Here is a 24745-nt window from a genome sequence, read left to right as displayed (position 1 = left end):
AGGATTGCCCCGATGAAGCACGAGGCTGTGCAGAACTACTATGGTGAGGTGTTGCAAGGCAGCGCGGATTTGCAAACAAATGCCTGCTGTACTCCGGATGATATGCCGGATCACTTCAAGAAAATTCTGTCGCAAATTCATGATGATGTGCTGACACGTTACTATGGATGCGGGCTGATTGCTCCGTTGGATCTGGAGGGAATGCGTATCCTGGATCTGGGCTGTGGTGCGGGGCGCGATGTGTATGCTTTATCCGCGATGGTCGGTGAAAAGGGCCGTGTTGTCGGCGTTGACATGACGCCTGAGCAGCTCGACGTGGCGCGCGCGCATCAGGACCATCACGCGAAGGCATTCGGACATTCGGCCAGCAATGTCGAGTTTCACCACGGCTATATCGAAAAGCTGGATGAGCTGGACCTCGAACCGGGATCGTTCGATATCATCGTCTCAAACTGCGTGATCAATCTGGCGACCGACAAGGCTGCTGTGCTGCGTGGTACGCATCGGCTGCTAAAAGAGGGCGGAGAGATGTATTTCTCGGACGTCTACGCCGATCGCCGGGTGCCCAAGGCGATGGCCGAGGATGAGATCCTGTATGGCGAATGCCTGTCGGGTGCGCTCTATTGGAACGATTTTCTGTCGATGTCGCGTGCGGTCGGGTTCAGCGATCCCCGTCGGTTGACGCATCGGCCTTTGACCATCGAGAACCCAATTCTGGAAGAACGGGTCGCACCGCTGAGCTTTATTTCGGCCACCTACCGTCTGTTCAAGCTGCCGGAGTTGGAACCTGCATGCGAGGATTACGGTCAGGCTGTGATCTACAAGGGCACAGTGCCGCATGCGCCGCATGAATTTGTGCTGGATGACCACCATACGATCGAGGCCGGCAAAGTATTCCCGGTCTGTGGCAACACGTGGATGATGCTGCAAGACACCCGTTTTGCACGACATTTCGAGTTTATCGGCGATTTCTCGACCCATTACGGGATTTTCGAAGGCTGCGGCGGGGATAGCCCGTTTGTTGTACAGGGCGAAGCTGCCTCGACCGGGTGCTGCTGATCCCTTGCGCCTGATGGGCGGGGTTGTTATCCCCGCCTAAGCCCGATGGAATTGATCGGGAAAGGCAATGGGGTCCATCGGTGACAGTGACGACAACTCCTCCTCGATTGGAAATCCGCAATCTGATTGCGCGCTTTGGCGGGCGGACGGTCGTGGATGATGTATCGTTGACCGTGCACGCGGGGCAGGTGACTTGCCTGCTGGGGCCTTCGGGCTGCGGAAAGTCGACCACCTTGCGGATGATCGCGGGGGTCGAAATGCAGACCTCAGGCGAGATTTATGTAGATGGCAAGCTCATCTGTGACACGGTGTTCCGAGTACCGCCCGAACGGCGCGAGATTGGGCTGATGTTTCAGGATTTTGCGCTGTTTCCGCATCTCAGCGTGGCGGATAACGTCGCGTTCGGCCTGAAAGGCAACAAGGAGCAGAAACGCGCGCGGGTCGAGGAACTGCTGACCAAGGTCGATCTGATGCGGTTCATCGATGGATTTCCGCATCAGTTATCTGGGGGTGAGCAGCAGCGGGTTGCTCTGGCGCGTGCGTTGGCCCCACGTCCGCGGATCATGCTGATGGATGAGCCGTTCTCGGGCCTCGATAACCGTCTGCGCGACGGCATTCGGGACGAAACGCTCGCAGTCCTCAAAGAAGAGGACGCTGCTGTTCTATTGGTCACGCATGAGCCAGACGAGGCGATGCGAATGGCTGATGAAATCGCGCTGATGCGGCGCGGCAAGATTGTGCAGCAGGGGGCGCCATACAATGTCTATACCCGGCCTGCAGACAAGGCAGCAGTTTCGTTTTTTAGTGATATCAATGTGTTGAAGGCCCAAGTTAATGGTGCGTTGGCGCATACTCCGTTTGGCCGTTTTCTTGCGCCCGGTGTGCCGGACGCGACCGATGTTGAAATCGTGTTTCGACCCCAGCACGTCAAGCTGGACTTCGACCGCAATGGCAAAGGGCCTGCGCCGACGCCGACAGACGGCATTGCCGCCCGAGGCGTGGTTGAGCGTGCTCGGTTTTTGGGAAATGAAAGCCTTGTCGAGTTTCGCATGGACTATGATGGCTCGATCCTGAAGGCGACGGTTCCGAACGTCTTTGTGCCCAAAGAGGGCCGTGTCATGTGGCTGACCATTCGCCGCGACCGGTGTTTTGTATTCCCGGCCTGACGCTCAAATCCTGCATTTTCATCCAAGTGGTGCGTGAAAGCCTCAGATTGCGCTTGTGCATTGCTTGTCGCAGCGCTGAGGCGGGTCTATCAAGGGCAAAACGAGGGGTGGACCGGGCATGCGAATTCTTCTGACCAATGATGACGGCATCAATGCGCCGGGACTGATTGTGCTTGAAGCGATCGCGGCTGAACTGGCCGGTCCCGATGGCGAGGTCTGGGTCGTCGCGCCTGCCTTTGAGCAGTCAGGCGTGGGCCATTGCATTAGCTATACCCACCCAATGATGGTCGCCAAACTGGGTGAGCGTCGCTATGCCGCCGAAGGGTCTCCGGCGGATTGCGTGTTGGCCGGTTTGCACGACGTTATGAAGGACGCCCCGCCCGATCTGGTGTTGTCAGGGGTGAACCGGGGCAACAACTCGGCTGAAAACACGCTGTATTCGGGTACAATCGGCGGCGCGATGGAGGCGGCGTTGCAAGGTGTGCCCGCGATTGCCTTGTCTCAGTATTTCGGGCCGCGCAATCTGGGGCTGGACGATCCGTTTGAGGCGGCTGCCAAATTTGGGGCCGATCTGGTGCGCCGCATTCTTGATGCGACACCCGAGCAGCAGGGCGACTATCGTCTGTTCTATAATGTGAATTTCCCTCCGGTTCCCGCAGATGAGGTGCTGGGTACGCGCGTGGCCCCGCAGGGGTACCGACGCGATACACATTTCTCTGTCGAGCCGCACAGCTCGCCCTCGGGTCGCCGGTTCCTTTGGATTAAGGGCGGGTATCAACATAACCCGACTGCTCCGGGCACGGATGCGGCGGTCAATCTGGAAGGATATATCTCGGTCACTCCGATGCGCGCTGATCTGACAGCATATGACACGCTCGAGGCGCTAAAGGTCATCGAATGACTGGACCAAGCGCAGAAACCATAATGCAGTTCCTGTTTGCCCTGCGCTCGCGCGGGGTGACGGATGCACGTGTACTGGCAGCGATGGAGCAGGTTGACCGGGGGCGGTTTGTCAAAGGCCTGTTCGCGGACCGGGCCTATGAGGACACTCCGCTGCCTATTGCCTGTGGACAGACCATCAGCCAGCCTTCGGTTGTGGGGCTGATGACGCAGGCGCTGCAGGTGCGTCCGCGTGATACGGTTCTAGAGGTCGGCACCGGCTCGGGCTATCAGGCGGCGATCCTGTCCAAGCTGGCGCGCCGGGTCTACACGGTTGAGCGGCACAAGAGGCTGGTGCGCGAAACGGGAGAACTGTTCCGTGAGCTGGGGCTGACGAATGTGACCGCGATGCTGTCGGATGGATCATTTGGACTGTCCGAGCAGGCCCCGTTCGACCGTATCATTGTGACCGCGGCCGCCGAAGATCCTCCGGGGCCGCTCTTGGCGCAGTTGAAAATCGGCGGTATCATGGTGTTACCCGTGGGCCAGTCGGACGCGGTGCAGACCCTAATCCGGGTCACGCGCACTGAAACCGGTCTGGACTATGACGAATTGTTGCCGGTCCGTTTTGTGCCCTTGCTTGAGGGGCTGGGAAAAGACGGAGCGTAAAGGTATATTAGAGGCGCCAGAACCCCGGAGAACAGGGGCAGGTGTTGAGGACAGTAAAATGAGAGCAGTTTCCAAATCAGCAATGCGCCGCTATGCGACAGGTGTTGCCGCGCTGGCAATTTTGGCCGGGTGTGAAGGGCCATATGACTATGACCTGCGCGGCAATGTCGGCGGGTTCTCCACTGCAGATGCCGCCCTTGCAGCGACCGCCAACCGCCCGACGCCGGATGCGCGTGGCGTGATCACCTATCCGAACTATCAGGTCGCGGTAGCCCGCCGTGGGGATACAGTTGGCGATGTCGCCACCCGGATCGGCATGCCGGTGGCCGAATTGGCGCGGTTTAACGGATTGCAGCCAAATGACAGCCTGCGTGACGGTGAAGTTCTGGCCTTGCCGCGCTCGGTCGGTGGGACGAGCAATGTTGATATTGCGACCATTGCCGGAACCGCGATTGACGAGGCACCGGACACAGGATCTGTACAGACATCGACATTGGAGCCCGCGCAACCTGCTGCGGCTCCGGCACCGGTTGCTACGGGGCCTGAGCCGATCCGGCACAAGGTCAAGCGGGGTGAGACAGCCTATACAATTTCGCGGCTCTATCAGGTGCCTGTGGAGTCTCTGGCAGAATGGAACGGTTTGGGACCAGACTTTATGGTGCGCGAAGACCAGTACCTGTTGATCCCGGTCAAGAATCAACCGGCACCTCGGGCAGCGGCGCCGGCCGCCACGGCAACTGCGGTAACCCAACCGGGCGAAGGCTCACCAACTCCTACGCCGCCGAGCGCGACGCAGCCATTGCCGGATGAGAAAGTTGCCGCGGCAACGCCTGCGCCGGATATTACAGCCGAGGCCCCGACCAATTCGGGAAGCTCGGCGCTGGCAAGCCCGGTGAGCGGCACCATCATTCGGACCTATAAGAAGGGTAAGAATGAGGGGATAGATATCGCCGCAGCGCCAGGCGCGTCGGTCAGTGCGGCCGAGGCAGGCACGGTCGCCGCGATCACCGCGGATGCGGATCAGGTTCCGATCATCGTTGTGAAACACAACAATGACTTGCTGACTGTTTATGCCAATGTCGACAATATCACCATCAAGAAAGGTGATCGGGTGCGACGGGGACAGAAGATCGCCTCGCTTCGCGGGGGCGACAATGCATATGTGCACTTCGAAGTGCGCAAAGGGTTCGAGTCGGTTGATCCCGAGCCTTACCTTAAGTGACCGAAATGGCCCGTTCCGGGCCATGCCTCCGGCGGAGGTATTTGGGGCCAGATGAAGGACGGATCACGCATTGGGATCGTAGTCGCTGAGCCTTTTACCCGGTTCGTCGGTAAAGAGTTCAGGTAGAGGCGTGACGTTTTCTATCAGGTCGATGCGGAAGACGCGGAAGTCGTTGCGCAGCTCGCACCAGGCAGTCAGTGTCCAGACACGGCCCCAGTATTCCATATGTAGCGGTCGGATGGTGCGTTCGGTCAGCGCGCCGTCAATGCGACGGTAGCTGAGCTGCAATTTCTGGCGCGATTTGATCGCGGCGCGGATCGGGGCCATATGTGCCATTCCGCGTACGACATCAGCGAAGGGATAGACCGCGAATTTCCAGCTGTCGGCCTCGGCAATGACCTGCGTGGGCAGGACGGCGTCGATTTTCTCGGCTAGAGATTCTGCGGCGGATTTAAGATCGGGATCGGCGGCCTCGGCAACGATCGCCATGCCGAGGTTCAGAGCCTCAAGCTCGGCGGGTGTCAGGTTCAGCGGGGGCAAAGTGATCTGCTCGCGTACCATGTAACCTACGCCGCGTTCGCCTTCTACAGGTACGCCCGAGGCCACCAACGTGTCCATATCGCGATAGATCGTACGGACCGACACCTCAAGTCGGTCCGCGATGTCCTGCGCGCGGTGCAAGTTACCATCGCGCAGGATCTGTATGATGTCGAACAGGCGGTCAGTGCGGCGCATGACACGCCGTCTGAGCCGCCCTTAGGCGGTCATGTTCCATAGCACGGTCTCGTGACGCATCTGGGCGCTGTCGGGGTTGATTGCCGCCATCAGAGCGGGTGCAAAATCCTGTTGCATGAATGCAGCAGCGGCGTCCTTTGCGGATTTCATATCGGTCCAGACGACATAGTCGGTCCAGCGGCCATCTTCGCCATGGCTTAGCTGGCGGTGGGTAAAGCCGGGAGCCGCGCGGACGAAGGCTTCGGAGGCTTGGCTTAGCCTGACGAACTGTTCGGGCTTTGTGCCGTCGGCAAGGGTAAAGGTGACGATTTCTGCGACATGGGTCATGTGGTTCTCCGTAGACCAGGTTTCGATATCGTCCTTCTAGGTGATATCAACTGACATAAACCTGTCAGTTGAGAAATGCGAGTCCGCAAAAAACGCATGATCCGTTCAATTTTGCGCGCGGATTTGATCTGTCGCACTTTTGCTGATGCCCGTACGGGCGTAGACACGGGGCCAGACATATTCACGGCGCGCTGCGCCGACGTAGAAGGAGACAAGTCATGCTCAACAATATTGGCCTTCCGGGTATCCTGCTGATTGCTGTTGTGGTTCTCGTCCTGTTTGGACGCGGCAAGATCAGTTCGCTGATGGGTGAAGTGGGTAAAGGCATTACCTCGTTCAAAAAAGGCATCAAGGAAGGTTCGGAAGAGCTGGAACAAGACGCGTCTGAGCTGGCCAAAGACGTCACGCCTGAGACTGACAAAGACAAGGTCTGAGCCTAGATGTTTGATCTGGGCTGGACCGAGCTTCTGGTCATCGGCATCGTCGCGTTGATCGTGGTGGGGCCAAAGGACCTGCCTGTGCTGTTCCGCAATGTCGGACGGTTCGTCGGCAAGGCGCGCGGCATGGCGCGCGAATTCAGCACTGCAATGAACGAGGCTGCGGACGAAGCAGGCGTCAATGAGATCAAGAAGGGCCTGAACGCGGCGACCAACCCGGTTAGTACAGCGATGGACGGGATCAACGAAGCCGCGCGCGACGTGGCCAAATCCATCGACCCAACCAAGTTCGACCCTGACAGCGAGACCGGCAAGCTGGCCACCGAGCGAGCAGAGCAAGCCAAGAAGATCCAAGCCACAACGGCCCGCGCTGCCGCTGAGCGCAAGGCCAAGGAAGCCGCGGATGCGCTGGCCAAGGCGGAGGAGGCCGAAGCAGCGCTGAAAACCGAAAGCAAGACATGACCAAGACCGACGAGATCGAGGACAGCTCGGCACCCCTGATCGAGCACCTGGCCGAGCTACGTACGCGGCTGATCCACTGCGTTGTCGCGTTTCTGATCGGCATGATCATCTGTTTCACCGTGGCCACGCCACTGTTCAACTTCCTCACGCAACCGCTATGTGAGGTGCTGACCGAGCGTGGACAGGATTGCGGGCTGATCTTCATCTCGCCGCAGGAAGGGTTCTTTGTAGCGATCAAAGTTTCGCTGCTGGGCGGGTTCATTCTGGCCTTTCCCTATATCGGGATGCAGATGTGGAGGTTCGTGGCGCCGGGCCTGTATAAATCGGAAAAGAACGCGTTTCTGCCCTTCATGCTGGCCTCTCCCTTCATGTTCCTGCTGGGCGCAAGCTTCGCTTTTTATGTGGTCACGCCATTGGCCTATGACTTCTTCCTCGGTTTCCAGCAATTTGGAGCGGAAGGGGAAGCTGTAGCAGAAGGCGCAACCGCACCTTTGAGCGTGGTGTTTCAGGGTTCGGCGCAGGAATATCTCAACCTGACCATCAAGTTCATCGTGGCCTTTGGCCTGTGCTTTCAATTGCCCGTATTGCTGACACTGATGGGTAAGGCCGGACTTGTCAGTGCCGAAGGTCTGGGGGCAGTGCGTAAATATGCGGTGGTAGGCATTCTAGTGTTGGCTGCGATTGTCACACCGCCGGACGTGATCACCCAGATCATCCTCTTTGTCGTAGTTTACGGGCTCTATGAAATTTCAATATTCCTGGTCGCCCGTGTCGAGAAGAAGCGCGAAGAACAGTTGCGCGCCGATGGATACTACGACGATGAAGAGGCCGAAGCCGACGCAGACGTGATGCAGGATTACGAAGAGAACAAGTAACCTGTTCCAATAGCTCTAAAGGCGCGCCCAAGGTAGGCGCGCCTTTTTCAATTGTTACTCTTGTTGTGTTGATCGGAACATGGTTGAACTCCGCCAGAACATCCCGGAGGAGCCGATGGACGACCAAGCCCTGAATCGCATTGCGGACGCGTTGGAACGCATGGCGCCCGCGCCGCTGGCGGCACCTGATTTCAACGCGGCCCCGGCTTTCGTCTGGCATGTCGAGCCTGACCGGCTGGAACCCGTCACACAGGTCAATCGGGTCGACCTTGATCTATTGGTGGGGATCAACCGCTCCCGCGATACGTTGCTGGACAACACGCGCCGCTTTGCTGCGGGTTACAAGGCTAATAACGCGCTCTTGTGGGGCGCGCGCGGAATGGGGAAATCCAGCCTCGTCAAAGCGGTGCACGGTACGTTGCAGGATGAGCATCCTGACCTGAAACTGGTCGAATTGCAGCGCGAGGATATGGGCTCGGTCGCGCGTTTGCTGAACCACCTGCGTGCCGCGCCGCACAGGTTCATCCTGTTTTGCGATGATTTGTCGTTCAGCCACGATGACCAGCATTACAAATCGCTCAAGGCCGTGCTGGATGGCGGTATCGAAGGTCGCCCGGAAAACGTTGTGTTCTACGCCACATCAAACCGCCGCCACCTGATGCCGCGCGACATGATCGAAAACGAACGCTCCAGCGCCATTAATCCGTCCGAGGCGGTCGAGGAGAAGGTCTCACTCTCTGACCGTTTCGGCCTGTGGCTGGGGTTCCACCCCTGCGATCAGGACGAATATCTAGCGATGATCGATCGCTACTGCGCCGCTCATGGCGTCAAGGTTGATCCCGAAACTCTGCGCGCCGAAGCCATCGAGTGGCAAGCCACCCGGGGGGCACGCTCGGGCCGCGTCGCCTGGCAATTCTTCGTCGACCTCGCCGGGCGAAACGGCGTCCATATCGGTTAGTCCGCGCGCTTCATCTGGCCAGAAATACCTCCGCCGGAGGCATGGCCCGTCAGGGCCATTCTCACAACAGTGCTATAATCCGCGCCGCCTCATCCGCAGTGCTGGTTAATGCATCCCGATCCTCACCGGGATGGAAACGCGCACGTACGGCGGTCGGCATCGGTGCAGGCTCAACAATCGACACGCGCGGTCCTGTCCGCGCGGTCTCGGTCGCCCAACTGCGAGCCAGCGCCATCTGTGCCGCTTTGGTGGCGCCGTAGATGCCATAGAACTTCTCGCCTGCCTTCGGGTCATCGAAGAACACGGCATGGCCAGTTTCGCCCAACAAAGGCGAGACATACGGGATCAGAACCGAGGTGGCGTTTGCATTGATGCTGACTGCCTTGTTCCATTCCTTCGGATCAACGAAATGCACTGGCGTCAGGGCTGAGGTGTGGATTGCAGTATGCAACCACAAATCGATCTTGCCCCAGCGATCGTGAATGCCCCGGCACAGGGTCGCCATCGCATTGGGATCGGTGATGTCCATGGGGGCCAGAGTCGTCGAGCCACCCTTTGCCTGGATGCGGTCATCCAGCTCTTCCAGCCCGCCCTGAGTGCGAGCGACAGCGACGATGTGATAGTCGGGGGCCAGCGCTTCGGCCAGCGCCGCGCCCAACCCGCGAGAAGCCCCGGTGATAAGGGCGATTTTGGTCTGATCGGTCATGAGGGGGGTTTGAACCTGCACGCGCAGGGCGTCAAGTCAGGATCAGCTGCCGGGGATGTCGATCCGGCGGTTCTGGCCGCTTTGTCGCAGCACAACACCATTTTCATCAATGGCGACGACCTTACCCGGGCCGACACGACTGCCGGGTTTCACTTTCTTAATGCGCCCCGACGACATGCGGACCAGGGCTTGCAGGTCCGCCTTGGGTCCAAAAATACCCAATACCGAGACCGCGTTTTTCTTGAGCGCCCCCGCCTGTGTGGCGGCGCTTTTCACCGTTGCGTTTGCCATGATCTGTGGCCGAGCTGCGCGCCCGGACCCCGTTTTGTGAGTGGTTTTCGGCATCCGGGTAACACGGGCTTTGCCGGACCAAAAGGCCGACAGCACTCGGTTCGGAGCGGTTCGAATGCCGCATACCGAACCCTTTGCAAATGCAGCCTGTTCAGCAATAGGTTGTCGGCGGATTCTGACCTATGGCCGCTAGCGCAAGTCTCTTGGCCGACGCCTCAGGACAAAGCGATTCGCCCGATCACCCCGAGGCCAGTTTCGCCGCGTTCCACGAACTGCCGACCACCTGCATATCTTCACGCTTTTTGCTGACCCGACTGCTGTTTTCTAGGCTGCCCAGATATTCCTCATCGACGCCGGTGACGTAGTTGCCGTCAAAGCAGGAACAGTCAAAGGCTTCGATCTCGGGGTTGCCTTCCTTGGCAGCCCAGATCAGATCGTCGAGATGTTGGTAGAACAGCGCATCCGCACCCAGTTCTTCGCGAATCTCCTCGATCTCTTTGCCATTCGCGACAAGCTCGTGTCGGGTGGGCATATCGATGCCATAGACATTGGGGTATTTCACCGGGGGCGAGGCGCTGGCGATATAGACCTTTTTTGCCCCGGCCTCACGGCACATCTGGACGATCTTTTTGATTGTATTGCCGCGCACGATCGAATCGTCGATCAGCAGTACGTTATGACCGTCAAACTCCAAAGGCACCGCGTTCAGTTTGCGACGCACGGATTTCTGCCGTTCTTCCTGGCCCGGCATGATGAAGGTGCGACCGACATACCGGTTCTTCACGAGCCCCTCGCGATAGGGAATGCCTGTGATCTTTGCGGCCTCAAGCGCGACAGGGCGGGCGCTATCTGGCACAGGGATGATCCGGTCGATCTTAAGTCCCGAGTCCTGAATTTGCTTGGCCAGCGTCTGCCCCATGCGCATCTGGGTTTTGTAAACCGACACCCCATCCAGCAGCGAATCTGGTCGGGCCAGATAGACATACTCGAAGATGCAGGGTGTCAGTTTACCTTCAACGGCCTGGAACTCGTGCATATTGCCGTCGAGGTCGATAAGGATCGCCTCGCCGGGACCTAGGTCGCGCAGCTTGTCAAAACCGTTGATGCCGAATGCCACATCTTCGGACGCAAAGGCATAGTCATCGCCAGCAGCTGGCGCATCGCGCTTGGCGACTGAAAGCGGGCGGATTCCATAGGGGTCACGGAAGGCGAGCATACCGACACCCGCGACCAGACAGATCACGGAATACGCCCCCTGAACCCGCTCCATCGTCATTTTGACACCGGCAAACAGGTTGCGGATCGGATCAGCATTACCATTGACCTTGATCGCATCAGCGACCTTGTCGGCCAGTACGTTCAGAAGGACCTCTGAATCCGAAGTTGTGCGCAGGTGACGGCTGTATTTGGCAGTTACCTTTTCGCGCTGTTCTTCGGTATTGGTGATGTTGCCGTTGTGAACCAGATAGATGCCATAAGGCGCGTTCACGAAAAATGGTTGCGCCTCGGCCGCGCTGAGCGAGCCAGCGGTTGGATAGCGGACATGGCCCATGCCGACCTTTCCCAACAGGGTTTCGGCGTCACTGGCATTGAACACGTCTTTGACGAGACCATTTGCTTTCTTCTCACGGAAGAACTCGCCGTTGTAGGTGACGATCCCCGAGGCGTCCTGACCTCGGTGCTGAAGCATCAGCAAGCCGTCATAGATTTCCGCAAAGACATCATGTGTCCGGCTTGCGATCCCCAAAATCCCACACATACACGGGCTCCAATTTCTATGACTTGCTTAGGATGGCGTTCAGGTCGGATCGGGTGCGGACGGGTATCTGAATGGTGTGTTTTGGTCCGTTTGCACGGGACTCAGGCACAAGCACGAAAGCGGCTAGCGCATAAGAAAACAGATACAGCAAGGTCGGCAGCTCCGATTCCATGTCGGTATGGCCTCCACATAATGCCAAACGATGCGTGTGTCATCAAAGGATCACATTCGCGATTTGACGCAGGTGCGAATTGTACACGCCGCGGGTTTAGGATGACAAATGTACAGACCTATGCTGTCATATCATTACGAAGGTTTTTTGCATGCAGTCCGGCAATACCTGGTGGAGCAGACGCAATGTGGCAACACAAGCAAAACACACCGAAGGACAAACCTGTCAAGCGGCGTTGCCACCGATGTCGTGGGGCAGGGCGCGCACCCTGCGAGATCTGCAAGGGAACCGGTGAAGTGATCAAGAGCCGAGACCAGTATGGCAAGCCGATCTCAAGCCGATGTGACGGATGCTTTGGCCTGAAGACCATCCGTTGCAATATTTGTGGTGGCGAAGGGTTTATCTGATTTTTCCGAACCAAACGCAAAAAAGCCCGGCTGAAACCGGGCTTCTCGTTGGAATTTGGTTTGATTAGCCCTCAGAGGCGTTGTCGGCGGTGCAGCTTGCGACCAGCTCTTCGTACTGGGCGGTAACCCAACCCAGCGCCGCCTCGGGGTTTTGTTCTTCGATCTGTCCGCTGAACTGTTCGAACACTTTGGCAGAGCGGCTTTCATCAACCATGGTATAAGACTGGCCGGTCATCACCGTGTCGTAGACAAAGAACGCGATGGCAACCAACAGGATGCCGCGGGCGATGCCGAAGAAGAAGCCAAGCGCCTGATCCAGCCCGCCAAGCGCGGAACGCTGCACCAAAGACGAAAAGAGCGGTGTGAAGATGCTGACCACGATCAGCGCAATGGCGAAGACGGCGGCAAAGCCGGTAATGACCGAAAGCTCGCAGCTATCACGCAGGAATTCTCCAACCACCGGGACCTCTTTGACCAGTGGTACGGCCTGCGGTGCGAAGATGAATGCTAGAACTGCCGCGGCGACCCAGCCTGCGATGGCCAAAACCTCGCGCATGAAACCGCGCGAATAGGCCAGCAAGCCCGACAGCACGATGATCAGGGCCACAACCCCGTCAATTATTGTAAAACCTTCCATGGCCCTCGCCTGTTCGTTTTCTGCCCCTCAAGGCGCGACTTTACCCTGCTCCGAAGGTTTCGCCAACAAACCCCACCAAATCAGAGGGTCGGGTGAGTGTCAGACCTGCCACAGTGCCAGTTTTGCCACCTGCCGGAGCAATTGCCGCTGTGAAACCAAGTTTTTGCGCTTCTTTCAACCTGTTTTCGGTCTGCGGGGCTGGTCTAAGTGCCCCGGATAGCGAGATTTCTCCGAAAACGACCGTATCGGCAGGCAGGGCGGTGTCTTCACGAGCGCTGAGCAGTGCAGCAGCAACGGCGAGGTCGGCAGCAGGTTCGCTGACTTTCAGCCCTCCGGCGACGTTCAGGTAGACATCGAGCCCGGCAAAGGGGATGCCGCAGCGGGCTTCGAGTACTGCAAGGATCATGGCGAGCCGCCCGCTATCCCATCCCACAACCGTGCGGCGGGGCTGGGAATGGGGGGACGGCGCCACCAGTGCTTGCAATTCGACCAGCACGGGGCGGGTGCCTTCGATACCTGCGAATACGGCGGAACCTGGGCTGGGCTTACCGCGTTCCGATAGGAACAGGGCCGAAGGGTTGGTGACTTGCGCCAGCCCTTTGCCGGTCATTTCGAAGACGCCGATCTCATCCGCTGGGCCAAAGCGGTTCTTAACGGCGCGCAGGATGCGGAACTGGTGCCCGCGTTCGCCTTCGAAGTAAAGCACGGTGTCGACCATATGTTCGACTACACGGGGGCCAGCGATCTGGCCTTCTTTGGTGACGTGGCCAACCATGATGATCGATACGCCGTGGCGTTTTGCAAATGTCGTCAGCTCGTGCGCTGCGGCGCGCACCTGCGACACCGAGCCCGGCGCGCTGTCGACATTGTCGGCCCACATCGTCTGGATCGAGTCGATGATGGCGAGGCCGGGTTTTTCTGCCTCTAGCGTCGTGAGGATGTCCCGAAGGTTGGTTTCAGCGGCCAATTGCACCGGCGACTCTTCCAGACCTAACCGGCGCGCGCGCATCCTAACCTGTGCGCTGGCCTCCTCGCCCGAGACGTAGATGGTTTTGACACCTTTGCGGGCAAAACGTGCTGCAGCTTGCAGTAAGAGGGTCGATTTGCCAATGCCGGGGTCACCGCCCACCAGCAGCGCCGATGCAGGGACAAGGCCGCCGCCGAGGACACGGTCCAATTCTTCAACACCGCAGAGGGTGCGGGGCGGGGGTGTTTCTTCGGTCGAGAGGTCGGTGAGCGCGATTGACTGGCCGCGTTTGCCGCCGAGGGATTTCTTGGCTGGTCCAGCCGAGAGCGGGGCTTCCTGAACGATGGTGTTCCACTCGCCGCAGCCGTCGCAGCGGCCTGACCATCGTGTATGTGAGGCACCGCAGGCGGAGCAGGTGAAGGATTGTGTCTTTGCCATGTCGCCCTTGGTGCCCGAGGAAGGGCGGTTCTTCAAGCCCTTGCGGGCTTTCCTCACCGCCGGTGGCGCGCCACGTCCTCAGGCCCTTCGGGCCATCGTCCGCTGCGGGCGCTAGACGCGCCTATTCCGCAGCACGCGGCGGGGTCATCGCAACCACGCTGCCTGGTGTTTGATCGTCCGTGGGGGATTGCAATTGCGCCGACAGTTCCGGAAGCAGATCGAACAGCTCATCCCTGAGGCGCGCGAGTTGCGATTTGGCGATGGATTCCTCGATCTCGATGTCTCGGGTCCATTGGCGCAGCTCGTGCTGGATGATTTGGGCTTCCTCGATGCGCTGCTGGAATTGTTCGACCTCTTCCTGACGTTGCCGCAGGAAGGCGCGGGCGCGTTCGACCTTTGTGTCCCCATAGGTCTCGGCCAGTTCCTGGCTGATCTGGCTCATCTGAGCAGCCAGTTCCAGCACCTGCGGTTCGAGCCCCTGCAAATCGGGGTGATCGCGCAGGAAGGCCATGCGCTCTTTCACCGCGTCGAATTCGGAGGCCAGCGCAAAGGCGCCGCTGCGGTCGGCGGCATGGGCGACCTGATAGGCCCCGGCCACGTCCTGCATATTCATTGTGAACTTACGATGGGTGTTTTCAAGCGCCATCATGCGGGCGTTCGATGGCAGATAGAAGACCAGCATCAGGATCAGGGCGGTTAATCCGATCTGGATATAGATGCCTGCGTCAATTGTTGCACCGTTGCTGAGACCGGCCTGCAACGAGAGCCAGGGCAGGATTCCAATCGCGGATAAAATGGTGGTCGTCACCGCGAACAATGCTGCGGCGCAGATCAGGAAAAAAGTGAGCCTTAATAAGGTATTCTGAAATTGCAATGTTATTGTGTGGAGGGCGGCCATGATCGTCGTTCTCCTTCTTCAACCGGTACAAAAACCGGGCCGAAGCGGAAGGTTAGACAGACGCGAAGTGATCCGCTACGGACCCGAAAACTACAAAATTTACTGCTCGAAATATAAAGATGATACTCAGAAATCTGTTTTCAATCAATTAGGTCTGAGGTTTTCGTGATCCAAATGTCATCTCTGTAATATGGCCCAGTGCAAGTGAGGCCAGAATGCAGCCGGTGAACAGGTAGAGACCCCATGCGGTTTCGATGGTGGCGTATGAGATGCCTTTGGCCAGCGTGATGTAGAGCGCGATGAGGAAGATATCGGCCATCGCCAGCTTGCCGAGGATGTTGAGCGCGGGCTGGACGCGCGGGTCCAGCAGGTTCCATTGGATCAGCGCGGTGCCGATGGTTTTGACGTAGGGCGCGAAGAGGGCGAAGACGGTAACGATCAACGCGAGGAAGATGTCGGACTTCCACAAGGACTGGATCCCGGTGATGACGCTGATTTCACTGAGGCCGAAGATCGGGAGGAGACCGGCGCGCATCAGCGGGGCGAACCACGCGATGGGGTAGAGGATCAGGAGGGATAGGGTGGCGAGGCGGAGGGTCATGAACAAGAATTTTGATAAGGCAGTTGAATACTTAATGAGTGGAGGTATCTGCGGCAAGTTCTGAGTTGCGGTCGCTTGAGTTGAGTGTAAGTTTAAGTAAGTCCTAAATTAATCAGCTTTAGATTGCAGTGCCTGACCCAATAATAAAGATCGTAAACGGCCCATCCGCATTTAGTAAAGGAACCGTTGCTGCGGGAACTGACGGCTTAAATGCTGTCTTTTCAGCTGCGAGTGCGGCAGCAGACAGGTTGCCGTTTGACCGAGAGCAGCTCTTTGGTGTTTTGCATTTCCGACTTTACGAAACGGATCGCGCACGAAGAAGAGCGGTATGGTTTGGTGGCCGTCTATTCAACAGGTTTTCTGGTGAAGATCCCAGCTACATCCCGGTTTCCGGAACACATCTTCGCCAAGTGTTTGATGCAATACGCATTCAAACCCCCGACTTTGTGATAAGCGCAGGGCAATATCTATTGCGCTATGACTACGCTAAGCGCGCGTATGATCAGTTAAAGCAGGAACGTGAGGCGGAGAGAGCTTAACGCACCGCCTCAATCGGCCCCTCGGCACTCCCGCTGATGAACTGCTCCACATAGGGATCACCTGAGGCGTCCATCTGGCTGACCGGGCCGGTCCACTGGATCACGCCTCCGTGCAGCATGGCGACGTTGTCGGCAATCGCGCGGACCGAGCTCATGTCGTGGGTGATGGTCATCGCGGTGGCGCCCATCTCGGTCACGATTTCGCGGATCAGGTCGTTGATGACGCCGGACATGATGGGGTCGAGGCCGGTGGTAGGCTCATCGAAAAAGATGATCTCGGGCTCGGCGGCGATGGCGCGGGCGAGGCCGACGCGTTTTTGCATGCCGCCCGACAGCTCGGCCGGGAACCGGTCAGCAACGTTGGATTTCAGGCCCACGCGGCGCAGTTTCTCGATGGCGATTTCGCGGGCTTCATCAGCGGGGCGTTTCAACGAGCCGCGCAGCAGGCGGAAGGCGACGTTTTGCCAGACGGGCAGCGAGTCGAACAGCGCCGCGCCCTGAAACAGCATTCCAAAGCGGGCCAGAAACGCATCGCGGTCGCCTTTCGCGGCGTCTTTGCCGTCGACGTAGATCATGCCGCCGTCGGGTTTGATCAGGCCGAGGATACATTTCAACGCCACGGATTTGCCAGTTCCAGAACCGCCGATGATGACCATCGAGGTGCCCTTGGGGATCTCAAGGTTCATGCCTTGCAGGACGTGGTTGTCGTCAAAGGCCTTATGTACGTTCTCCATCCGGATCATAGCGAGAAGAACACCCCTGTAAGAACGAAATTGGCGGCGAGGATCAGCACAGCAGCAGCCTCGACCGAGCCCTTGGTGGCGCGGCCCACGCCCTGCGCGCCGCGGCCCGATGACATGCCGTAATAGCAGCCCATGATGGCGGCGATCACACCGAAGGCGGCACCTTTGACGAGTGACGAAACGATATCCCGCGCTTCAAGGAAATCGACGGTGTTTTTCAGATAGGCTGCCGGGTTGAAGCCCAGATTTTGCGTCGCGACGGTGTAGCCGCCTGCAATGCCGATGATATCTCCGACCCCGACCAGCGCTGGAACCGTGATCAGGGCGGCCAGCACGCGTGGGGCGGTGAGGTATTTCATCGGATGGGTGGACAATGTGACCAGAGCGTCGATCTGCTCGGTCACTTTCATCGTCGCAATCTCGGCGGCGATCGAAGACGTCACGCGGGCGGCGATCATCAGGCCAACCAGCACCGGGCCAAGCTCTCGCACCATGCCTATGGCGACGATCTGGGGCACAACGGCTTCGGCGTTGAAACGCGCGCCGCCTGCGTAGATCTGCAGCGCCAACGCGCCGCCGGTGAAGATGGCGGTCAGGCCGACCACGGGCAGGGACAACCAGCCGATATTCAGCAGGGCGATGCCGAACTCGCGCGGATAAAACGGTGGTCGAAAAATGTGCGAAACCGCGTCGAGCGCGAACAGCGCGACGCGGCCAAACGCGGCGAGCATGGTCAGGATAGAACGCCCCAGCTCACCCAGCAATGAAACGGGATTCATTCCACGTAGCCCCGCGAAAAGCGACTGCCGAGCGAGGTCAGAATTTCATAGCCGATGGTGCCAGCGGCTTCGGCCAGATCATCGACGGTTTGGTGCCCGTTCAGGATACGCAGGCGATCAGGTTTATACGGCAAGTCAGTCACATCCACGGTGATCAGGTCCATCGAGATACGTCCTACCACTGGGCAGGGCTGATCACCAGCGAATGTATCGATGCCGCCCCCAATGGCGCGATGCAGCCCATCGGCATAACCGGCCGCAACGGTCGCAATCTTCGACGGGCGGCGCGCGCTCCAGCTGTTGCCGTAGCCGACGGTCTCGCCCACGGCGACGTCGCGCACTTGAATCACCGGCATATCGACGGTGACGACCGGCTTGGCCCCGGCAAAGGGCATCCCGCCGTACAGGCCAATCCCTGGGCGGCAAAAGTCAAAGTGGAATTCCGGCCCCATCAGAGTACCACCCGTCGCCGCAAGCGAGCGCGGCGCGTCGACGCCATCGGTCATCTGTTTGAACGTGTTCAACTGTTGGCGGTTCATTGGGTGTTCAGGCTCATCCCCGCAGGCCAAATGCGACATTATCACCAACGGGTTCAGGGCAAGGGCTTCGTGCCGCAGTTCGGCCCAGTCCGCAGGCTCAAGCCCAAGGCGATTCATACCGCTGTCGAGCTGGATACCAAAGCCATGATCGGGCAGGGCCTGACGATGACGCTTGAATTGTTCGGGCGAGTTGATCAACGGCGTCAGATCATGCTGGCGCAGCAGATCCGTGTCACCCTCCATATGTCCGGAAAACACCGCAACCAGCGGGCCGGGGCCCACAGCCTCACGCACGGCCACGCCTTCCTCGGCAACGGCGACGAAGAATTTTGCAACGCCTTCCTCAGCCAGCGCAGAGGCTACTGGACCGGCACCTAACCCGTAAGCGTCAGCTTTAACCACTGCGCCGGTCTCAACCTGGGTCTTTGCGTCAAGCGCCTGCCAGTTCTGGGCGAGCGCGTGCAGATTTATCGTCAGATGTGCGGTACTCATAAACGCCGTTCATCACATAGGATTGGCCCAGGTCAAGGGGGAGTACCTTAATTCTTGGCGGGTTTATGCGCCTCATAGGCCGCTTCCAGCTCGGAACGCAGGAAATCCGCAAATAATAAGGGGCTAAACTGAGGTTGGCCGGTCCCGGGTAGGGGTTCGATGATTGTGCTGACATGAGGATCAAAGAAGAACGGAACGCTATATCGTTCACGGCCAGAACGGTTGATGACCCGATGCGGCGTCGATAGCAAGCGACCGTTTGACATCCGGTGCAGCATATCCCCGACATTGACGACAAAGGCGTCGGGACGGGACGGAACGTCAACCCAATGCCCTGACGGTGTTTTGACCTGCAAGCCGCCCACCTGATCTTGAGCGAGCAGCGTTAGGCATCCGAAATCAGTGTGCGGGGCCGAGCCGAACAGATCATCGGGGCTGGTCTTTGCTTGCGGAGGATAGTGAAGCAGACGCAGCCAGAATGTAGGCTCATCAAACGCGGAAAGGACCGAGAAATCCTGCGCCTCGCAAGCGATCAGCGCGATATGCATCAATCTGCGTCCGAGGGCCGACATAGCCTTAACGTAGGTTTCCAGGGTGTCGCGAAAAACCGGTAGATCAGGCCATCGGTTTGGACCCGAGAGGTAGATATCGGGATCAACACCAGCATCCTCGCGCATCATCATGAAGCTGGCGGATTGGTTGGGTTTTTTTACATCGGCCAGTGTTGAGTTCACATCTGTCGATGTGTTGATGGCGATGTATCCGCGATGCGTGTGGTCGACTGCGATTGCCAGCTTTTGATCCAGCGGCAGTGCGTGAAACCGTTTTGAGGCTTCGAACACATCGCGCATCAGCTGCGGGTCGATCCCGTGATCTTCGATATAGCCAAAACCGGTCGTGCCGTAGGCCGAACGAAACTCGGCCGCGATTTCCTCATCAGGGCGTGCACCCAGACGAATAACGGGGATCTCTGTGAATTCAGTCATGTCTCTCTCGCTTATATTGGGAAGATTGCAGGGGCAAAAATGCCCCCGGTCTATCCCGCAAAGCGTTTGCGGCGATGCCCGAAATGACGCGCCAGAATCACGCGCCGGGGTAGGGGATTGAGACAAGCTTGCATGGCCCGATCCGTACACATCGGCTCGGGTAGGTCAAGGGATCAGTAGCCCTCGATCTGGCTGTCCTGTTGCCAAGGTTTGACCAGATTGCCAAATCGGGTGAACTGAGCTTCGAACGACAGCTCGACCGTGCCGATGGGGCCGTGGCGCTGCTTGCCGACGATGACCTCGGCTTTGCCATGCAGGCGCTCCATGGCCTGTTTCCACTCTTCCATCTTTTCCAACTCGTGATCGCCGGGTTTTTCGCGTTCCTTGTAGTATTCCTCGCGGAACACGAACATCACAACGTCGGCATCCTGTTCGATCGAGCCCGATTCCCGCAGGTCAGACAGCTGCGGGCGTTTGTCGTCACGGCTTTCTACCTGTCGGCTGAGCTGTGACAATGCGATGACCGGGATGTTGAGTTCCTTGGCGATGGCTTTCATGCCCATCGAAATCTCGGCGATTTCGTTGACGCGGTTGTCGGCCATTCCGCGGCAGAGCTGAAGGTAGTCGATCACCAGCAAATCCAGCCCGTGCGTCCGCTTCAGCCGCCGTGCACGGGCAGCGAGTTGCGAGATCGGCAGGGCGGGGGTGTCATCGATGAATAGCGGGCAGGCTTCCAGTTCTTTCGCGGCGTCAACGAAGCGGCGGAACTCGGACTCGGTCATGTCGCCCTGGCGGATTTTGTGACTGGAGATCTCGGAAGCCTCGGCCAGAACCCGACCCGCAAGCTGTTCGGCGCTCATTTCGAGTGAAAAGAACCCAACCACACCGCCGTCGATCGCACCTTCAGAGCCGTCCGGCTTGGTGCCGCGCTTGTAGGCCCTGGCCACGTTAAATGCGACGTTTGTTGCCAGCGATGTCTTACCCATCGACGGACGCCCGGCCAAAATGATCAGGTCGGACGGGTGCAGGCCACCCAATTGCTTGTCGAGATCGGCCAGACCGGTGGAAATCCCCGCCATGCCGCCACCGCGTTGGTACGCCTCGTTGGTGACGTTGACGGCTTCTGTGACCGCCTTGAGGAAGGATTGAAAACCCTGTTCGGTCTGGCCCTGCTCGGATAACTGATAAAGCTGTTGCTCGGCCTCGACGATTTGTTCTTTGGGCTCGCTGCTGACATCGACCCTCGCAGCCTTGTCTGAAATGTCCCGGCCCAGCCGGATCAGCTCGCGCCGAATGGCGAGGTCATAGATCATTTGGGCGTAGTCATGCACCGCAAAGGCACTGATCGATGCACCGGCAAGCTTGACCAGATAGGCCGGACCACCCAGTTCCTTCAGGCCCTCATCCTCGGCCATGAAAGACTTCAGCGTGACGGGTGAAGCCAGCGCATTTTTAGCGATACGGGTCGACGCGACTTCGTAGATGCGCGCATGAACCGGATCATAGAAATGCTCGGCCCCAATAATCGATGCGACCCGATCATACAGATCGTTATTCGTCAGAATAGCACCCAGAAGCTGCTGCTCGGCCTCGATGGAGTGCGGCATTGTTTCTGGGTTCTGAATCTGTGCGGCGGCCTGCTCGATACTGCTGATCTCGTTCATTGCTGTTCTCTTTGTCCCCTGGACAGAGGCCATAGCGCGGCCCTGTGAGTCGGCGCAAATTGTATGTTTTCTGGGGATATGCTGTGCATATCTCTCTGCCCCATCATATTGAAGGATGAGGCAGGGTTGCGTCAACATCTTGTGGATGAAGCGATCGACGCAGCGGTCAGTGTTTCCATTCTGAAAACAGTTTGCGCAACGTCAGCTTTTATGTGCGTCCTGCCAACCGCGCGGGTCGTTCAGGAAGGCCTCGACGCCATCAAGCGTCTCTTCGTCAAAGGCCTTTTGCGCTTTGGCTTCCGCCAAAACATCCCACCAAGTACAAAGCGAGTGCAATTTTACGCCGTGATCGCCCAGCGTTTTCTCGGTTTCGGGGAAAATACCATAATAGAAGATCACAGCCGTATGCCCACAGGTCGCACCGGTTTCGCGGATCGCGTCGACAAAGGACAGTTTTGAGCCTCCATCGGTTGTCAGGTCTTCGACCAGCAGCACCCGCTCACCCTCGCTCATCGCGCCTTCGATGCGGGCGTTCCGGCCGTAGCCTTTGGGTTTCTTCCGCACGTAGGTCATTGGCAGTGCCATGCGCTCGGCGACCATTGCAGCGAAGGGAATACCTGCTGTCTCGCCACCGGCGATATTGTCAAACGCTTCGAACCCCGCGTCGCGCATCACGGTTACCGTCAGGAAGTCCATCAGGGTCGAGCGGATGCGTGGGTACGAGATCAGCTTGCGGCAATCGATATAGGTCGGGCTTGGTAGACCGCTGGCCAGCGTGAAAGGTTCGCGGGAATTAAAGTGTACGGCCTTGATCTCCAGCAGCATCCGCGCGGTCAGGCGGGCGATTTCGGTGCTGTCGGGGAAGGAACTGGGGATCATGGCGCAAACCTCTGGGCTGAAAGGGTGTCGCAGGCTGATAGCCTGACCCCCGGCCCAGAGTCGAGAGGGCACGCTAAAAGAAAAGCGGACCCCCAAGAGGTCCGCTTGATGCCCTTGCGGGCAGAGCAGCCAAGGTGGGCTTGACTGCTCATTTCTCAGGCTCGCTTTCCGCAATCGGCAAGACTGTGCCTTCAATCTCGGTTTCGACGTGTATGCGAGGCGAGGTAAGAAGCGCAACCACCATTGCCGTCACAAATGTGTAGGCTGCCGCGCAGTAACTGTATTCAACGCCCAGTATTCGAATTGATGCGATGAAGGGTGCAGGTTTTCTTAGGTCCGAGCCAGATCAGCAAGAGCGTCGCTCAAAAGGGTCAAAGCGTGGTCCCGCGCAACGCGACGTACGTTATCCCGTCCCTGCGCTCCGAATTCCACGGTCTCGGTTCGGGTCGGTTGACCCTGTGCCGCGAGGCCAAAGCATACGCGGCCTTCGGGTTTGTGTTCGGACCCGCCGGGGCCCGCGATGCCGGTGATCGAGACCGCCAACTGTGCCCGCGAATTCTGCAGGGCGCCATTGGCCATTTCCCGGGCGACTTCTTCTGAAACTGCTCCATATGTCTCAAGCGTATCGGCGCGCACGCCCAGCATCTCTTGCTTTGCGGTGTTGGTGTAGGTGACAAAGCCGCGCTCAACCACGGCAGAGCTGCCAGGGATGTCAGTCAGTGCAGCGGCGACCATACCGCCGGTACAGCTTTCAGCAGTGGTGATCATCATGCCCTGCGCCTTGGCGCGATCCAGCAGGTCGACAACGATCATTGACCCATGACTCCATGTGAGATACCGGCGAGGACGACCACACCGATGGCCGCAAAGACGCCAGCGATCACATCATCCAGCATGACACCCATCGGATCTCCACGCCGGTCGGCCCAGCCAATGGGACCGGGTTTGGTAATGTCGAAGAGGCGGAACAAGAGAAAACCCGCGATCCAGCCGGGCCAGAGCGCTGTGATGTCGATCCCATGCGCCCAAGACGGGTAGGAAATCGCCCATATCGCGATGAACTGGCCCGCGACTTCATCAATGACAATTTCGGACGGGTCGTGGTCATCTTGTCCAGCTGTCATCACTTGCGTAGCCCACAGGCCCCCGAAGAAAACCGCGAGTGTTGAGATGACCAGCAAGGGGAAGCCACCCAGCGTATGCAGAACCCATGCCAGCGGCAAAGCAGCCAGCGATCCCCAGGTGCCGGGGGCAGGGCGGAGGTAACCGACGCCGCAGACGGTTCCGATTAGACGAGCCGCTGTCATGACTTCACCAGACAGGCAGTTGCGAGCGAGGCAATGCCTTCGCTGCGACCGGTAAAGCCCAGCCGTTCGGATGTGGTGGCCTTGACCGAGACCTGATCGGTGCGCAAGCCCATGATCCGTGCCATTTCGGCACGCATGGTATCGGCATGAGGGCCGATCTTGGGAAATTCGCAGACCAGTGTGCAGTCGACATTCGAGATCTCATAGCCCAACTGCCCAGCCAATTCGACTGCGTGGCGCAGGAAAATTTCACTCGCTGCACCTTTCCACTGCGGATCGGAGGGCGGAAAATGCTGTCCGATATCACCCCGCGCCAGGGCGCCATAGATCGCGTCGGTGACCGCGTGCATCCCCACATCTGCATCGGAGTGACCTTGGAGCCCACGATTGTGCGGCACCTTCACACCGCAGAGGATCACGTGATCTCCGTCACCAAAGCGGTGCACGTCGTAGCCGTTGCCCAGCCTTACATCCATATTCATACCCATTGTACGTTCGGCCCGTGCGAAATCCTCGGGCCGTGTGATTTTCAGGTTATCCGCATCGCCCGGAATAATCGCGACTTCGATTCCCGCAGCGCGCGCGACTTCTACATCATCCGCTGCACCTCCGGGATGGGCTGAATGGGCGGCGGTGATTGTGCCATAATGAAATCCCTGCGGTGTCTGCGCAGCGTAAAGGCCGGATCGATCCTGCGTTCCTGTGACCACTGAACCGTCGCCTGTCCAGAGCGCATCCGTGACGGCCAAGCCTGGAGCAGCTGCCGCATGCGTGTCGAGTGCTTTCAGAACATCGCCGATTATCCGAGCGCTGACGCAGGGGCGGGCAACATCGTGAATCAAAACCTTTTCAACGCTGTACGCTTCCAAAGCCTGCAACCCGTTGCGCACTGATCCGGCGCGGTCTGCACCGCCGGGTGCAAGGATCAGGTTTGTCGCGCTGAATTCTTCCCAAACGGCTGTGTCCTCTTCGGCCAGCACCAAAACGACGTGATCAACCAACCCTTCGAAGCGGTCAATCGCCCAATCGGCCACGCGCCTCCCGCTCAACGCACGCCACTGTTTGCGCACTCCGCCTCCGGCGCGCAGGCCGCGCCCGGCGGCGACGATGATGGCGGCTGTGGTCATCTGAAAGGCCTCCTGATTGGGGCAT

General features: G+C 58.6%; 29 protein-coding genes. 10 read left to right on the top strand and 19 right to left on the bottom strand.

Annotated features, from left to right (window positions below; translation table 11 throughout):
- The first annotated feature begins 12 nt into the window (after positions 1 to 12).
- From ACRZ9U_RS02455 to ACRZ9U_RS02435, 5 genes are all read left to right on the top strand, one after another.
- The gene (locus ACRZ9U_RS02455) at positions 13 to 1059 is read left to right on the top strand and encodes a methyltransferase domain-containing protein (RefSeq protein ID WP_170406181.1); all 1047 of its coding nucleotides are present in this window, start codon (positions 13 to 15) and stop codon (positions 1057 to 1059) included.
- Positions 1060 to 1139: 80 nt separating this feature from the next.
- Positions 1140 to 2225, top strand: a complete 1086-nt coding sequence (locus tag ACRZ9U_RS02450; protein WP_170406175.1) for an ABC transporter ATP-binding protein — start codon at positions 1140 to 1142, stop codon at positions 2223 to 2225.
- Between the two features lie 118 nt (positions 2226 to 2343).
- Positions 2344 to 3126 (top strand): 5'/3'-nucleotidase SurE, encoded by a 783-nt coding sequence (gene surE, locus ACRZ9U_RS02445; protein WP_170406170.1) that lies wholly within the window; start codon positions 2344 to 2346, stop codon positions 3124 to 3126.
- Entirely contained in the window at positions 3123 to 3773 is a 651-nt protein-coding gene (locus tag ACRZ9U_RS02440; protein WP_170406167.1) for a protein-L-isoaspartate(D-aspartate) O-methyltransferase, read from the top strand. The genes surE and ACRZ9U_RS02440 overlap by 4 nt, the downstream gene beginning before the upstream one ends.
- 58 nt (positions 3774 to 3831) lie before the next feature.
- Positions 3832 to 4995, top strand: a complete 1164-nt coding sequence (locus ACRZ9U_RS02435; RefSeq protein WP_170406164.1) for a peptidoglycan DD-metalloendopeptidase family protein — start codon at positions 3832 to 3834, stop codon at positions 4993 to 4995.
- A 63-nt stretch (positions 4996 to 5058) separates the two neighbouring features.
- Here the strand turns inward: ACRZ9U_RS02435 and ACRZ9U_RS02430 are convergent, their stop codons facing one another.
- Entirely contained in the window at positions 5059 to 5730 is a 672-nt protein-coding gene (locus tag ACRZ9U_RS02430) for a helix-turn-helix transcriptional regulator (RefSeq protein ID WP_170406161.1), read from the bottom strand.
- A 21-nt stretch (positions 5731 to 5751) separates the two neighbouring features.
- Positions 5752 to 6057: a hypothetical protein gene (locus ACRZ9U_RS02425; RefSeq protein ID WP_170406158.1), complete on the bottom strand. Its 306-nt coding sequence runs from the start codon at positions 6055 to 6057 to the stop codon at positions 5752 to 5754.
- A gap of 218 nt (positions 6058 to 6275) precedes the next feature.
- Here ACRZ9U_RS02425 and ACRZ9U_RS02420 point away from each other — a divergent pair, with 218 nt between their 5' ends.
- From ACRZ9U_RS02420 to ACRZ9U_RS02405, 4 genes are all read left to right on the top strand, one after another.
- The gene (locus tag ACRZ9U_RS02420) at positions 6276 to 6491 is read left to right on the top strand and encodes a twin-arginine translocase TatA/TatE family subunit (protein ID WP_010440381.1); all 216 of its coding nucleotides are present in this window, start codon (positions 6276 to 6278) and stop codon (positions 6489 to 6491) included.
- A gap of 6 nt (positions 6492 to 6497) precedes the next feature.
- Positions 6498 to 6956, top strand: coding sequence for a Sec-independent protein translocase protein TatB (gene tatB, locus ACRZ9U_RS02415; RefSeq protein ID WP_170396807.1), 459 nt, complete (start codon positions 6498 to 6500; stop codon positions 6954 to 6956).
- Positions 6953 to 7831, top strand: coding sequence for a twin-arginine translocase subunit TatC (tatC, locus tag ACRZ9U_RS02410; RefSeq protein WP_170396809.1), 879 nt, complete (start codon positions 6953 to 6955; stop codon positions 7829 to 7831). The genes tatB and tatC overlap by 4 nt, the downstream gene beginning before the upstream one ends.
- A 115-nt stretch (positions 7832 to 7946) precedes the next feature.
- Positions 7947 to 8789, top strand: coding sequence for an ATP-binding protein (locus tag ACRZ9U_RS02405; protein WP_170406155.1), 843 nt, complete (start codon positions 7947 to 7949; stop codon positions 8787 to 8789).
- 61 nt (positions 8790 to 8850) lie between these two features.
- On the opposite strand, the gene ACRZ9U_RS02400 is transcribed toward ACRZ9U_RS02405, so the two are convergent.
- The 8 genes from ACRZ9U_RS02400 to ACRZ9U_RS02365 all read right to left on the bottom strand — a co-directional run bounded on the left by ACRZ9U_RS02400 (position 8851) and on the right by ACRZ9U_RS02365 (position 15665).
- The gene (locus tag ACRZ9U_RS02400; RefSeq protein WP_170406152.1) at positions 8851 to 9495 is read right to left on the bottom strand and encodes an SDR family NAD(P)-dependent oxidoreductase; all 645 of its coding nucleotides are present in this window, start codon (positions 9493 to 9495) and stop codon (positions 8851 to 8853) included.
- Positions 9496 to 9537: 42 nt separating this feature from the next.
- Entirely contained in the window at positions 9538 to 9840 is a 303-nt protein-coding gene (pilP, locus tag ACRZ9U_RS02395) for a type IV pilus biogenesis protein PilP (RefSeq protein ID WP_170406150.1), read from the bottom strand.
- A gap of 184 nt (positions 9841 to 10024) precedes the next feature.
- The gene (gene purF, locus ACRZ9U_RS02390; protein WP_170406146.1) at positions 10025 to 11545 is read right to left on the bottom strand and encodes an amidophosphoribosyltransferase; all 1521 of its coding nucleotides are present in this window, start codon (positions 11543 to 11545) and stop codon (positions 10025 to 10027) included.
- Between the two features lie 16 nt (positions 11546 to 11561).
- Positions 11562 to 11717, bottom strand: a complete 156-nt coding sequence (locus ACRZ9U_RS02385) for a hypothetical protein (protein ID WP_170396817.1) — start codon at positions 11715 to 11717, stop codon at positions 11562 to 11564.
- A 471-nt stretch (positions 11718 to 12188) separates the two neighbouring features.
- Complete coding sequence (locus ACRZ9U_RS02380) at positions 12189 to 12761, bottom strand: CvpA family protein (protein ID WP_170406144.1); 573 nt, start codon at positions 12759 to 12761, stop codon at positions 12189 to 12191.
- Positions 12762 to 12801: 40 nt separating this feature from the next.
- A complete protein-coding gene (radA, locus tag ACRZ9U_RS02375) occupies positions 12802 to 14166 on the bottom strand; it encodes a DNA repair protein RadA (RefSeq protein ID WP_170406458.1) in 1365 nt (454 codons plus the stop codon).
- Positions 14167 to 14287: 121 nt separating this feature from the next.
- Positions 14288 to 15064: a DNA repair protein gene (locus ACRZ9U_RS02370; protein ID WP_170509585.1), complete on the bottom strand. Its 777-nt coding sequence runs from the start codon at positions 15062 to 15064 to the stop codon at positions 14288 to 14290.
- A 148-nt stretch (positions 15065 to 15212) separates the two neighbouring features.
- Positions 15213 to 15665 carry a paraquat-inducible protein A gene (locus tag ACRZ9U_RS02365; protein ID WP_170406138.1) on the bottom strand — a complete coding sequence of 151 codons (453 nt, stop codon included), beginning with the start codon at positions 15663 to 15665 and terminating at the stop codon, positions 15213 to 15215.
- Between the two features lie 128 nt (positions 15666 to 15793).
- Between ACRZ9U_RS02365 and ACRZ9U_RS02360 the strand changes: the two genes are divergently transcribed.
- A complete protein-coding gene (locus ACRZ9U_RS02360) occupies positions 15794 to 16204 on the top strand; it encodes a hypothetical protein (RefSeq protein WP_170746921.1) in 411 nt (136 codons plus the stop codon).
- Here the strand turns inward: ACRZ9U_RS02360 and ACRZ9U_RS02355 are convergent.
- The 9 genes from ACRZ9U_RS02355 to ACRZ9U_RS02315 form a co-directional block, all read right to left on the bottom strand.
- Positions 16201 to 16947, bottom strand: coding sequence for an ATP-binding cassette domain-containing protein (locus ACRZ9U_RS02355; protein WP_170406135.1), 747 nt, complete (start codon positions 16945 to 16947; stop codon positions 16201 to 16203). The two genes, ACRZ9U_RS02360 and ACRZ9U_RS02355, sit on opposite strands and share 4 nt — an antisense overlap.
- Complete coding sequence (locus ACRZ9U_RS02350) at positions 16944 to 17726, bottom strand: MlaE family ABC transporter permease (protein WP_170396831.1); 783 nt, start codon at positions 17724 to 17726, stop codon at positions 16944 to 16946. The genes ACRZ9U_RS02355 and ACRZ9U_RS02350 overlap by 4 nt, the downstream gene beginning before the upstream one ends.
- Entirely contained in the window at positions 17723 to 18757 is a 1035-nt protein-coding gene (alr, locus tag ACRZ9U_RS02345; RefSeq protein WP_170406133.1) for an alanine racemase, read from the bottom strand. The genes ACRZ9U_RS02350 and alr overlap by 4 nt, the downstream gene beginning before the upstream one ends.
- A 47-nt stretch (positions 18758 to 18804) precedes the next feature.
- Positions 18805 to 19743 (bottom strand): isopenicillin N synthase family oxygenase, encoded by a 939-nt coding sequence (locus tag ACRZ9U_RS02340; protein ID WP_170406130.1) that lies wholly within the window; start codon positions 19741 to 19743, stop codon positions 18805 to 18807.
- A gap of 173 nt (positions 19744 to 19916) precedes the next feature.
- Positions 19917 to 21407: a replicative DNA helicase gene (locus tag ACRZ9U_RS02335; RefSeq protein WP_170406127.1), complete on the bottom strand. Its 1491-nt coding sequence runs from the start codon at positions 21405 to 21407 to the stop codon at positions 19917 to 19919.
- A gap of 201 nt (positions 21408 to 21608) precedes the next feature.
- The gene (locus ACRZ9U_RS02330) at positions 21609 to 22286 is read right to left on the bottom strand and encodes an orotate phosphoribosyltransferase (protein ID WP_170406124.1); all 678 of its coding nucleotides are present in this window, start codon (positions 22284 to 22286) and stop codon (positions 21609 to 21611) included.
- Between the two features lie 330 nt (positions 22287 to 22616).
- Complete coding sequence (locus ACRZ9U_RS02325; RefSeq protein ID WP_170406121.1) at positions 22617 to 23099, bottom strand: CinA family protein; 483 nt, start codon at positions 23097 to 23099, stop codon at positions 22617 to 22619.
- On the bottom strand, positions 23096 to 23593 hold the full coding sequence (locus ACRZ9U_RS02320; RefSeq protein ID WP_170406118.1) for a phosphatidylglycerophosphatase A family protein: 498 nt from the start codon (positions 23591 to 23593) through the stop codon (positions 23096 to 23098). Before ACRZ9U_RS02320 ends, ACRZ9U_RS02325 begins: the two co-directional genes overlap by 4 nt.
- Positions 23590 to 24720: a bifunctional 2-C-methyl-D-erythritol 4-phosphate cytidylyltransferase/2-C-methyl-D-erythritol 2,4-cyclodiphosphate synthase gene (locus ACRZ9U_RS02315; RefSeq protein WP_170406115.1), complete on the bottom strand. Its 1131-nt coding sequence runs from the start codon at positions 24718 to 24720 to the stop codon at positions 23590 to 23592. Before ACRZ9U_RS02315 ends, ACRZ9U_RS02320 begins: the two co-directional genes overlap by 4 nt.
- Positions 24721 to 24745: the final 25 nt, after the last annotated feature.

The sequence above is a fragment of the Ruegeria sp. D7 genome (assembly GCF_056534355.1).
The sequence above is the reverse complement of the archived record's forward strand: the minus strand, read 5'-3'. Positions and strand labels throughout refer to the sequence as shown.